At 59.4% G+C, this 12,079-nt stretch carries 7 protein-coding genes; 5 read left to right on the top strand and 2 right to left on the bottom strand.

Annotation, left to right across the window (positions count from 1 at the left end; translation table 11 throughout):
* Positions 1-11 precede the first annotated feature (11 nt).
* Positions 12-2,099, bottom strand: coding sequence for a DEAD/DEAH box helicase (locus FMN63_RS15435; RefSeq protein WP_148584855.1), 2,088 nt, complete (start codon positions 2,097-2,099; stop codon positions 12-14).
* Between the two features lie 301 nt (positions 2,100-2,400).
* Between FMN63_RS15435 and FMN63_RS15430 the strand changes: the two genes are divergently transcribed.
* The 3 genes from FMN63_RS15430 (at position 2,401) to FMN63_RS15420 (ending at position 7,220) form a co-directional block, all read left to right on the top strand.
* Positions 2,401-4,722 carry a methyl-accepting chemotaxis protein gene (locus FMN63_RS15430; RefSeq protein ID WP_148584853.1) on the top strand — a complete coding sequence of 774 codons (2,322 nt, stop codon included), beginning with the start codon at positions 2,401-2,403 and terminating at the stop codon, positions 4,720-4,722.
* 140 nt (positions 4,723-4,862) lie between these two features.
* Complete coding sequence (locus tag FMN63_RS15425) at positions 4,863-6,518, top strand: cisplatin damage response ATP-dependent DNA ligase (protein ID WP_148584851.1); 1,656 nt, start codon at positions 4,863-4,865, stop codon at positions 6,516-6,518.
* 162 nt (positions 6,519-6,680) lie between these two features.
* A complete protein-coding gene (locus FMN63_RS15420; RefSeq protein WP_209001130.1) occupies positions 6,681-7,220 on the top strand; it encodes a hypothetical protein in 540 nt (179 codons plus the stop codon).
* A gap of 84 nt (positions 7,221-7,304) precedes the next feature.
* Here the strand turns inward: FMN63_RS15420 and FMN63_RS15415 are convergent, their stop codons facing one another.
* Entirely contained in the window at positions 7,305-8,174 is an 870-nt protein-coding gene (locus tag FMN63_RS15415; protein WP_148584848.1) for an acyl-CoA thioesterase, read from the bottom strand.
* A gap of 458 nt (positions 8,175-8,632) precedes the next feature.
* On the opposite strand from FMN63_RS15415, the gene FMN63_RS15410 reads away from it, so the two are divergent.
* The gene (locus tag FMN63_RS15410) at positions 8,633-9,316 is read left to right on the top strand and encodes a response regulator transcription factor (protein WP_148584846.1); all 684 of its coding nucleotides are present in this window, start codon (positions 8,633-8,635) and stop codon (positions 9,314-9,316) included.
* Between the two features lie 263 nt (positions 9,317-9,579).
* Positions 9,580-12,072: a putative bifunctional diguanylate cyclase/phosphodiesterase gene (locus tag FMN63_RS15405; RefSeq protein ID WP_148584844.1), complete on the top strand. Its 2,493-nt coding sequence runs from the start codon at positions 9,580-9,582 to the stop codon at positions 12,070-12,072.
* The last annotated feature ends 7 nt before the right edge of the window (positions 12,073-12,079 follow it).

Here is a 12,079-nt window from a genome sequence, read left to right as displayed (position 1 = left end):
CCGGCCTTTTGTCAGGGCTTGGTTTTCGAAGCCTTGCGCTCGGAGCGCGACGGCTTGTTTTTCTTCCCGGCTTTCTTCTTGACCCCTGCGGCGTTGGCTGCAGGACGGCTGCGCGGTTTGCGGCGTTCGCCGTCAGGTGCATCCGCGGAACGGCTCTTGCGCTTGGGAGCCTGGTCGCCGCTGTCGAGATCCCGGGCCAGTTCCTTGGTGTTCAGAGGCTCATAGGCAGGATGGTTCGGAACGAAATCGTCGTCGCCGGACCGACGGCGTGGTTTCCCGCGAGGGCCGTCAAATTTTCCCTTTGGGCCGTCGAACTTGCCGCGGCCTTCGCGCTTCGGGCGGCCCGCCTTCAGGCTGTCTTCTGCACCGAGGTTTTCATAGTCCGGTGCGTCCGCACCACGCGGGCGGCGTTTGGGCGGACCGGAGCGGTCACGGCGGAAGCCATCATCCTTCGGCGGAGCCGGTATCTTGCCGCCACGCGCGTCGAGCAGTTTGATGGTGGCATTTTCTTCACCCGTGCCCTCACGCTTGACCACGTCGGCAAAGCGCTGGCCATGGCTGCCGGCGATTTCGAAATAGAGCTCGTTCTGGAAGATCTTGATTGCGCCGACTTCCTTCTTGGTCACGTGACCGGCGCGGCAGATCATCGGAAGAATCCACCGCGGTTCAGCGCGCTGGCGGTGGCCAAGCGACAGGGAGAACCAGATGCCGTCTTCGAACTTGCCGGTGATTTCCGCAGTGCGGCCACCGCGTGAACCGGCATCCCGGCCCTTCAGAGACGAGTCATCCAGACCCGATACTTCTTCCGGAGCGGGCAGACGCGACTGACGCAGTTTGACAAAGGCTGCCGCCAACTGTTCCGGGCTGTGCAGCGCAAGCAGTTCGTTGGCAATTGCCAGTTCTTCTTCTTCCAGCTCCACCTTCAGTGCCGGATCGGCCAGAAGCCGTTCCTTGTCCTTGGCACGGATGTCATCCGCAGTCGGCGCACCTTTCCAGGTTGCCGTGATACCGGCGAAATGCAGCACGCGTTCTGCCTGGCGGCGACGCGGGAAGGGGACCATCAGCACGCAGGTGCCCTTGCGCCCGGCGCGGCCCGTACGGCCGGAGCGGTGCAACAGCGCCGCCTTGCCTGTCGGCAGGTCGGCATGGATCACCAGATCGAGGTTCGGCAGGTCGATACCGCGCGCGGCGACGTCTGTCGCGACGCAGACACGGGCGCGGCCATCCTTCATCGCGGCCAGCGCGCTGGAGCGCTGTTCCTGGCTGAGTTCGCCGGAAAGGGAGACGATGGAAAAACCGCGGTTTGCGAGACGGGATGTCAGCCGGCTGACGGCTTCACGGGTCGAGCAGAATACGATTGCCTTTTCCGCTTCGTGCTGGCGCAGCACGTTGATGATGGCGTTTTCGCGCTCGTTCGGCGCAACCGGATGCGCGACATAGTCGATGTCGCCATGCTGTTCGCGCGCATTGATGGTCGACAGGCGAACGGCGTCTTTCTGAAAGCGCTTGGCCAGTTCCGCGATCGGCTTGGGAACCGTTGCGGAGAACATCAGCGTACGTCGTTCCTGCGGCGCGGTATCCAGAATGAACTCCAGATCCTCGCGGAAGCCCATGTCCAGCATTTCGTCGGCTTCATCGAGCACGACGGCCTTGATCTCGGAAAGGTCCAGTGCGCCGCGTTCGATATGATCGCGCAGGCGACCCGGCGTACCGACAACGATGTGAACACCGCGCTCCAGTGTCCGCCGTTCCATGCGCGGGTCCATGCCGCCGACACAGGAGGCCGTCACGGCACCGGCTTCATTGTAGAGCCAGGTCAGTTCTTCCTTCACCTGAAGGGCAAGCTCACGGGTCGGGGCAATGGCCAGCGCCAAAGGCGCGCCTGCTCTGCCGAGGCTGTCCTGTCCGTCCAGCAGGGTAGGGGCGAGTGCGAGGCCGAAGGCAACGGTCTTGCCGGACCCGGTCTGCGCGGACACCAGAAGGTCGGCTTCCGGCGGAGCGTCGCTCAGAATGCTTTCCTGAACGGAGGTGAGGTTTTCATAGCCACGTTTCGCCAGCGCGGCCTTCAGCGCCGGGGCGAGAGAAGTCAAATCGGTCATAGAAATCTTTCAACTGCTCCGGATCTTCTGCATGCCAGTCAGCAGTCTACCGGATAGGGCCATCCAGTTATGGGCCCATGGATGGCCGCGGCTTATACAGGTATTTTCCGTTTCCGTCCATCCCGCATTTCGGGAGACCAGGCTAACCCTGACAAAACCGCCAAGGATTATCAGGGAACGCTCGCATAAATATTGGAAATAATACCATAGGTTTATAGTGCCTAATTTTTCACCTCAAGGTTACTTAAATTATTAACTTGCCCCTGCGTTTGATATTGCATCTTCAGGTTGGGGATGAGACATGTTGAAATCAATTCGAGTTCAGATCGCGCTGCTGGCGATCGTTCCATTGCTTGCTTTCGTCGTGCTTGGGGCAATGACGATAGAAGAGGCTTACCGGGATAGCCGGCATGCGTCTGAAATTCTGCCTATCGCCGACATGGCCAGGAAATCGGAATCCGTTCTGCACGAATTGCAGAAGGAGCGCGGCCGCACGGCAGTGCTGATTGCCTCAGGATATGCCCCCGAACCGCAAGGTCTTCTCCAGAAACAACGCGCCGCGACGGACGAGGCTGTTGAGCAGTTGGTTACGACTGTTGACGGCTTCGCCGTCGACAACACGAAGTTGCTTGCTGCCGCTCGGGAAGCTGCTGCCGGAATGGAACCGATTGCGGCGCTGCGCGCGAGCGTTGACAGCAAGTCCATAGCGACCCCGGAAGTTCTTGCCTTTTACTCCGGCAAGGTGAGGGATCTGATTACGCTCGTTCAGGCGGCCGCCCAGGCAACGGAAGACGGCGCCTATACCGAGCAGATGCACCCATTCGTTCAACTGACCGAAGCAGGCGAGGCTGGCGGGCTGGAGCGCGCCATTGGCGGGCAATTGTTCACCCTCGTTGCTCGCAACGGTGAGGTTCCAACAGACAGGTTTCAGGCCTACTTCGACAGATTGTCGGTTGAACAGGCGTTCTTGAGCAACTTCAAACAGATTGCCACACCGGAACAGCTGGCCGCTTACGAGCAACTGGTTTCCGGTCCGTCGGTCGATCAGGTCATCGAATGGCGCAAGGTGTTGCGCGGGCTGCCCGAAACCAAGGACGGACAGGGCATTGACGGGTCTGTCTGGTTCGGCAAGGCAACGGACCGGTTGCACCTCATCCGGGAAGCGTCGCTTGGCATGCTTGCAGCTGCCCAGGCCCGCGCTGGGCAGCTTTCCGATGAAGCTGCGTCGCGTCTGCGCAATGCCATCATCGCGAAGGTGGCCGTCGTCTTGATCACGATTGCGCTTTGTGTCTGGCAGATCGGCCGTGTGAACGGCATTCTTTCACGGCTGACCACCGAACTCGTTCGCATTTCAAGGGGCGACCTTGATTTCGAGCTGCCCTTCTCCGAGCGGAAGGACGTTGTCGGCGACCTCGCCAGGGCGGGACGCATCTTCCAGGAAAATGCAAGGGTCCGGCAGGCACTCGAAGAGGAAGCTGTAAAGGAGCGCGACCGAGAGCGCCTGCGCCAGAACCATGTCGAGGCCCTTATCGAAAAGTTCCGGTCGCTGATGGTGACCGTGACGGGCAACGTCGATAGCCGGACAGCGTCCATGGCGGATATCGCTGCGCGTGTCCGCAGCATTTCACAGGAAGCCTCGGCTGCGGCTTCAGAAGCGAAAAACGCTTCCACCTCCTCGTCGAACAACGTTCAGACGGTTGCAGCAGCAGCCGAGGAAATGGCGGCGGCGATCCAGGAAATCATGAGCCAGGCCGAGCGGGCGAGTGGTGTTATCGACGAGGCGACGAGCGTGGCACAGCGCACGGATACCAGCGTTTCCAGCCTTGCCCAAGCGGTTGAAAAAATCGACACGGTTGTCGAAATGATCCGTGCCATTGCCGAGCAGACCAACCTGCTTGCCCTGAACGCGACGATCGAAGCGGCGCGTGCAGGCGAGGCGGGACGGGGCTTTGCCGTTGTCGCGGCGGAGGTCAAGGAACTGTCGACCCAGACAGCAAAGGCAACGGAAGAAATTTCGAGTCAGATTTCCTCCGTCCAGGGACTTACCGACGAGGCTGTCGATTCCATTCGCCGGATTTCCGGGTCGATCGAACTGATCCAGGAAGTTACCGGCGCCATCACCGTGGCGGTCGGGGAGCAGAGCGTCGCCACACAGGAAATCTCGCAAAGCATCACCATGGCAGCGAGCGAAACCAGCAATGCCGTCCGGAGTGCAGAGACGGTCGACGAAGCGATCCAGACGACCGCCGGTGAAGCGGAGAGGGTTGATACAATCGCAGGCGAGGTCAAGCAGGTCGCGACCGAGATGGCCGACGGCATTGAAGGCTTCCTGGAAGAGATGACCCGTGACGTCGAAGAGCGTCGCCGGGCAAGCCGCAAGCAGGAAATGGGTCAGCACGTCACGCTTTTGACCCAGGATGGCAAATCGATCGAGACCCGCCTGATGAACAGTTCAGAAGGGGGCATCGGGGTGATGCATTTCGATGGCGCCCGAGCAGGCCAGTTGGTGACCTATGAGGACTTTTCCGGCAAAAAGTTCCCGATGGAAATCAAATGGGTGAGGGACGACATGGTCGGGCTTCAGTATCGAGCGGAAGCTGGCAGCATGGCTGACGCAGCCTGATCGGCTGCAAGCCACCTTGCGCGTCAGCCGTTATAAAACCGTTAGTCTGACCGGATGCCGGGAAGGTGACCGGCCAGACCTTCTAAAGAAAATCTGACAGGGCTTGCAGTCCGGACCCTTTCGCGGTTCGTATAGCGCTCATGCAGGCCTTTTCCCATTTGCTCGACCGGCTTTCCCTGGAACCCAGGCGCCTCGCCAAGGAAGCGCTTTTGATCCGGTATTTTCAGGACGTGGCAGATCCGGACCGGGGTTTCGCGCTGGCTGCGCTGACCGGTGGGTTGCGTTTCAAGAATGCCAAACCAGCCCTCCTGAGAGCTTTGATCGGTGAGCGGACAGACACGGAGCTGTTTGCGCTTTCCTATGATTTCGTCGGCGATCTGTCGGAAACCATTGCCCTGATGTGGCCGCAGGCAACATCCGGGGATGTTGCCGTGCAAGACGCAGCCCCAACTCTGTCTGAAGTGGTCAATCGCCTGGAAAACGCCGGCAAGAGCGAAGTACCCGGTTTGCTGACGGACTGGCTGGACACACTGGATGAAACCGGCAGGTGGGCTCTGTTGAAACTGGTGACGGGCGGTTTGCGCGTCGGGGTTTCTGCAAGACTGGCCAAAACGGCGGTTGCCAGGCTCGGCGGCCTGGATGTCGCCTCGGTGGAGGAAGTCTGGCACGGGCTGGAGCCTCCCTATGAGGCTTTGTTCGCGTGGGCAGAAGGCCGGTCCGGTCCGCCCGATACATCCGATCCCGCTCCATTTCGCCCCGTGATGCTGGCGCACCCTCTGGACGAAACCAAAGATACGGACCTGCTGGACGCACAGGATTTCGCCGTTGAGTGGAAGTGGGACGGAATACGCGTGCAGGCAGCCGCTGGCCAGAGCGACACCGGAGACCGCGTGCGTCGTCTGTTCAGCCGGACCGGCGAAGACATATCGAAGGCCTTTCCCGACATTCTGGAACTCCTGACATTCGATGCCTGCATCGATGGCGAACTGCTGGTGGTCTCGGAGGGCAAGGTCCGTCCCTTTGCGGATCTTCAGAAACGCCTTAACCGCAAGACCGCCGGTCCAAAGCTGATCCGTGAGTATCCGGCTGCGATCCGTGCCTACGATCTGCTGAGTGTCGGCGGCACCGATTTAAGGGAGTTGCCGTTTAAGGAACGGCGCAAGGCGCTTGAAGCATTTATCGCCGATCTGCCCGAGGGAAGCATCGATCTGTCTCCCATGGTGCATGCAACAGGTTGGGAGGAAATCACCGCGGCGCGTGCCGAACCCCATGCCCATCTGCCGGCCGCCGATGCCGAGGCCGTTGAAGGCCTGATGCTGAAACGATGGGATGCGCCCTATGTCACGGGTCGGCCAAAGGGACTTTGGTTCAAATGGAAGCGGGAGCCCTACCTGATCGATGCGGTGCTGATGTATGCACAGCGCGGCCATGGCAAGCGCTCCTCGTTTTATTCCGACTACACCTTCGGTGTCTGGCGCGACGGAGAGACCGGTGCCGAGCTGGTCCCGGTCGGCAAGGCCTATTTCGGATTTACCGACGAGGAGCTGCGTGAAATCGATCGCTACGTGCGAAACAACACTATCAACCGTTTTGGTCCGGTTCGGGAGGTGGTTCACGGCGCCGAAAAGGGGCTTGTTCTGGAAGTCGCCTTTGAAGGCCTCAACCGGTCCACACGGCACAAGTCAGGGGTCGCCATGCGTTTTCCCCGCATTTCCAGACTGCGCTGGGACAAGCCGGCTGCTGAAGCCGACAGACTGGAAACGCTGCAGGCAATGCTGCCGGGTGAGAAAACATAATCCCGGGTTTCGACAACTGGTTTTTGAAAACCCGCCCTTAAGTCGTGCTTTGGCCATGGAAATATGGCACGCATGGACGAAACAATGGCCGACGGTAGCCCTGCTTTCGAAAGGGCTGTTCCCACATGCGGGAAACGCACGGCCGCCAACCGGAGAGGCACTATGACGATCCGCAACACATTTCTGGCTCCCCTGTTCCGCGGACTGGCCGTGGCCGTTCTTCTGGTCCCGGCAGCCATCGCTCAGGAAAAGGTCGCGCCTGAAACGGCAGACGCAGTCACGAAGGGGCAGGCGAACCGCTTTTCACTGGTCAAAGTCGATGAAGATATCCTGAGAGTGGACCGTCAGAACGGCACTGTTTCCATTTGCAAGGAACAGAGCGATGCATGGCGCTGCAATCCGGTGCCGCTGGCCGAAGAGGCCTATCTTGCGGAGATCAACGAACTGGCCGGTGAGGTGGATCGTCTGACGGCCCGCCTGGAAGAACTGGAAGGCAAGGGCGGAAAGTCCGGCAAACAATTGCCGCCCGGTTCCGCGCTCGACCGTCCGGCACCCAAGCCAGGAGAAGGCGGTCGTAGCCCGTCGGCGACCGAGGAAGACGAGGAACTCGAAAAGGTTCTGACCTTCACCGAAAGCGCCATGCGCCGCTTTTTCGGCATGGTCCGCGATCTGCAGAAGGACTTCGAAGGCGACGGCAACTGAGCGCTTTCAGAAGGGCGGTGGAAAGATTGCGTGTCTCTGTTCGGGATACGCGATCTTCAAATGAGCTTTCTGCTGCCGAAAAAATCAGTCGATCAGCATTTTGCTGATGGCCTGATAGGCCTCGTCCGGTAGTTCGACAGAAACCCGCTTCGTCAGGTCCATCGTCAGCGCAACAACATCCAGCACGGCGACCAGACGGTTCGTCCGCGTTTCAAACAGATGATGGCGCATCGAGAATGTCTTGGGACTGACGCCGGTAAAGCCAGAAACGACCAGCATTGCATCGCCGGTCTTCAGAGGCGTTAGCCAGGTCAGTTTCATTTCGACAGCCACCCGGCCGTACCCGTTTTCCGTCAGATAGCTGTGAGTCATGGGCGTGCGTTGCCAGACGTGGGGTACGCCGTCCGTGCAGCAGGACAGGGCAAACCTGTCGTCTGCCTTGCTGTCCGGGCCGATATCGCGCGGGAGCACGGTTCCCCGGTAAACGATCTGCGCCCCCTTGGCCTGAAGGGCGGCAAGCGTCGCGCGCGCATTTGCAGGGGCGGCGGTGATTCCTCTCGGCCCTGCCTCTGCAATCATGGGTGACTGGAAGTCGCGAAAGCGCTGACGCAGAGGTTTGGCCGCGGTGGCGCTAGGCTCATATCCGTCGAGCGCGGTCGCGGTGAGTGTGCCCGTGGCCCCGTCGCGCATCTCGTGGATGACGGTCAGCATATGCGGTCCGTCAAAGGCGATGCTGGAATGAACGGTGATCAGGTCTCCCGTTCGCATTTCCTTGTGGTAGCGCACGTGGCGCACACGACGAGCCCCGACGATGGTTTCGCTTAATCCGCTTAGCAGACGGAACTGGCGGTCTGCTTCTTCGAAACGACTGAAGTAGAACTGGACATTTAAATGATCATTTTCGTCACATTCCCAGCGGTTCACAAATGAAAACAGCGTTGCCTGAATTGTCATATTTGGTTCGTATACTCAGCGATTTCGATTATATGATGTGTATTCGGTGCATCATTTGTTGCTGTATTTGATTTGATTATCAACAAAAAATGCAGACTGTGGAAAATTATCTTGAGCAACGTTGGGGAAGTAAGAAGAAACGCAATTTCAACTACGGGGAATTTTTTTAAACTTCAGGTTGATGATTGCGATTGGTTGTAGCCTTCCTTCTTTCTTACTGGAAGGGGTAGACTGTTTGCCATTCTGGTTGCATCGGGGTTGCGAGCGATTCCACAGGGTTGGTCAAAAGCATGGTTTGACTTGCGCGCAACCCATGTTGCAAACATACTTTAAGATGGCCACAACAACGGGGCTTCGCCGAAAAACCAAGAAGCGAGCGGTGACTGCATGTCAGTCAGCACCGCATGGCTCAGGCGGACCCTGCGGGCCAAACGGACCGTTGAGGGAGGATTAACAACGTGTCGGCGACATCGTATCGGTTCATTATCGCGGACGATCACCCCCTGTTCCGGGGTGCCCTCCGTCAAACGCTCGAAACGCAATATCCGGATGCAGTGATCGAGGAAGCCGGTGCGTTGGAGGACGTTACGGCCAACCTGGAACAGGATGGCGAGGTGGATCTCATTCTGCTGGATCTGTCCATGCCGGGCATGCGCGGCTTTTCCGGGCTTATGTATCTGAGAGCGCAATATTCCGGCGTTCCGGTGGTGGTGGTTTCGGCGAACGAAGATCCGCAAGCCATCCGGCGTGCGGTTGAATTCGGCGCATCCGGCTTCATTCCCAAGTCCCACGGCATCGATGTTATCCGGGAAGCGATTTCCGAAGTCATGTCGGGCAACATGTGGACCCCGCCGGACGTGGATCTTGCCGCCGACGATGGCAGCGGCGATCTGGTACAGCGCCTTGCAACCCTCACACCCCAGCAGGTGCGGGTCCTGATGATGTTGTCCGAAGGCCTTCTGAACAAGCAGATCGCCTACGAACTGTCAGTCTCGGAGGCAACCGTAAAGGCACATGTTTCCGCGATCCTGCAAAAACTCGGCGTGGAAAGCAGGACACAGGCTGTCATCGCGGCGTCCAAGATCGAAGCCGGACAATGGCAGCTTGGTGGAGAAACAACAGAGGCCGCTCAGGCACAATAAAGCGCAGATCCATTTACGTTTCGGCAGGCCGTTGCTGCGTTGAAGGCAGTTTCTTGGCCGGCTGACGTCTGGTCGTTTGTCGTGACCCGAAGCAATCCCTCCGGTTGCGGAATTGCGTGGCAAGTCGGCATTTTTCCAGTCAGAATTGCAAAAACATAGCTGAATCCTGACCTGCATTTTTACCGGAATTTCAGGGTATGGCTGTATCCGTCGTTGTCGCGGGGCGACGCCACGCACAGTGCGAGCAACGACCCGGGGACAAAATGCGGCTCAGCTTCAATTGGCGACTGATCTTCCAACTGATCGGAATGGCCTTTCTGTTGCCCGGTCGTCAGCTGAAAGCGGATTTCCATTCCGATCGCGGCCTGGGGAATGGCCAGCGGGAGGCCAATCCCATCCGGGCGCTCATGCTTGCGTTCGGACATCCGGTCGTTGACGAGCTTCTGGCCCGCAAGGTCCGCGCCGCACAAATTGCAAGTATCGCGCGCCTGACGCCCTTCATCGTACTGGCCAATGTCGTCAACGTGCTCGTCATTGTGCTGACGTTCCGAAGCTTCATGCCAATGAGCTTGATTGCTGTCTGGCTCGTGGCGATTGGCACGTTTTTGTGCCTTACCCTGTTCAAATGGCTGAAGGCCAGAAAATTACCGGTTCAACTTGCGTCGCGGCGGTCTCTGAACAAGGCCGTCATGCATGCGACGATCTTCAGCACCCTTTGGGCAGCCGTTCCGATTGCCGCCTTTGTTTATGGTGACCCGGATGGCATCTGGATCGCCTCCTGCCTGACGACCGGCATGCTTTGTGGTGGCGGGTTTGCGCTGGCAACGGTCCCTCAGGCGGCGTTCCGCTGGGTCGCCATCCTGTTCGTTGCCTCGCTCATGTCCTTCGCAATCGGACGCAGCGCGGAGCTGTGGCCGTTGTTCTTCCTGCTGAGCAGCTACACGCTTGTGGTGATCGGCAGTGTCGCGTCCGCGGCATGGCTGTTTGCTTCGCACTTCCTTGCCGAAGCAGAGCTGGAGCATCGCGGCGAACTGATTGCCCTGCTACTCAACGAGTTTGAGGAAAAGTCGAGCGACTGGCTTTGGAAGACAGACAGCCAAGGCGTTCTGCACTCGATTTCCGATCGGTTTCTGCATGCCAGCGGCCGTGACAGGGCGGAGCTGGAAACCTTGCGCATGGTTGATCTGGCGTATTCCCTGGACGAGAGCGATGCGCGGGCCGCGGTGGCAGCGCTGGAAAACGCCATGACGCGCCAGCAGGCCTTCCGTGAAATCGCCATCGGGGTGGATGTCAAAGGTGAGGAGCGGTGGTGGTCGCTTGCGGCACGTCCGGTCTACGACGACCATGGGTCCTTCACCGGTTATCACGGTGTGGCATCGGACATTACCGACGCCCACAGGGCGAGTTCTCTGGTCTCGCATCTCGCCGAGCACGATTCCCTGACGGGTATCGGCAACCGCAGCTGGTTCCTGAAGCAAGCCGAGGCGCAGCTGGAAGAGCAGAACCAGAATGGTCAGAACACCCTGACACTGTTCCTGATCGATCTCGATAATTTCAAGGTGGTGAACGACACCAGCGGCCATCCGGCCGGCGACGAGCTGCTGCGCCAGGTCGCAAGCCGCTTTACGGCCCTTGGCGAAGGCCACACGATGCTGGCGCGTTTCGGAGGCGACGAATTCGCCGCACTCGGCCGCTTCGTCAGCGATCAGGCGGCCTTGGCATTCGCCGAGGAACTTGTTGCCGCCACCCGCAAGCCTTTCCGCATCGGCCGTCGCGACTTCGCCATTGGTGCCACGGTTGGCTTCACGCGCCTGCACGACAGCAAGGACACGGTCGATGACCTGATGCGTAAGGCCGACATCGCACTCTACAAGGCAAAGGAAGGTGGCCGGGGTCGCTCGCTCGCCTTCGAACAGGACATGGAGCGCGAGGTCCGTGAGCGCCGTGAACTTGAAGCCGACCTGCGCGAGGCTTTTGAATATGGCAAGCTCAACGTCGATTTTCAGCCGATCGTGAATGCCCGGACCGGCGAGGTGGTGTCCAGCGAGGTTCTGGTTCGCTGGCTTCATCCCGTGCGTGGCGAGGTGCCGCCGGATGTGTTCATCCCGATTGCCGAACATGCCGGCCTGATACTGCCGCTTGGAAACTGGGTTCTGAAGAAGGCCTGTGCGGCCGCCGCACAATGTCCGGAGCTAGAGAGTGTCGCGGTTAACCTGTCGCCTGTTCAGTTCATGGATCCGAACATGGTGGAACAGATCCTCGGTGTGCTGCAGGAGACGGGGTTCCCACCGGAGCGGCTCGTCCTGGAAATCACGGAATCGGTGTTCCTGCGCGATTTTGGCACCGCGTCGATCAAGCTGCAGAAGCTGCGTGACCTCGGTATCCGGATCGCGCTGGATGACTTCGGCACCGGCTACTCCTCGCTTTCGTATCTGCGGCACTACAAGTTCGACAAGATCAAGATCGACAAGTCTTTTGTCGACGAGATCGGTGAACGCAGCGATGGCCTTGCCATCATCTCGGCAGTCATTGCACTTGCGCATAACCTCGGCCTCGAGGTGACGGCGGAAGGGGTGGAGCGCCAGTTTCAGGTGGAGGCTTTGCGCACACTCGGTTGCGATACCATGCAAGGTTATTTCTTCGGCAGGCCGGATCCCAATCCGATGCGGGTCGCCCAGATCCGCAAGGAGGACTGGCTGGACCGGTCCCCGAGCACCGCGCCGAAGGATCCCGGAGCACTTCGCTCCGTTTCCTGATGCGTTT

The organism is Stappia sp. BW2 (assembly GCF_008107695.1).
Taxonomy (GTDB): domain Bacteria; phylum Pseudomonadota; class Alphaproteobacteria; order Rhizobiales; family Stappiaceae; genus Roseibium.
The sequence above is the reverse complement of the archived record's forward strand: the minus strand, read 5'-3'. Positions and strand labels throughout refer to the sequence as shown.

Coding starts and splice junctions, on each gene's coding strand:
- FMN63_RS15435 (WP_148584855.1), bottom strand. CDS start 2,099: ATGACCGATTTGACTTCTCTCGCCCCGGCGCTGAAGGCCGCGCTGGCG.
- FMN63_RS15430 (WP_148584853.1), top strand. CDS start 2,401: ATGTTGAAATCAATTCGAGTTCAGATCGCGCTGCTGGCGATCGTTCCA.
- FMN63_RS15425 (WP_148584851.1), top strand. CDS start 4,863: ATGCAGGCCTTTTCCCATTTGCTCGACCGGCTTTCCCTGGAACCCAGG.
- FMN63_RS15420 (WP_209001130.1), top strand. CDS start 6,681: ATGACGATCCGCAACACATTTCTGGCTCCCCTGTTCCGCGGACTGGCC.
- FMN63_RS15415 (WP_148584848.1), bottom strand. CDS start 8,174: ATGACAATTCAGGCAACGCTGTTTTCATTTGTGAACCGCTGGGAATGT.
- FMN63_RS15405 (WP_148584844.1), top strand. CDS start 9,580: ATGCGGCTCAGCTTCAATTGGCGACTGATCTTCCAACTGATCGGAATG.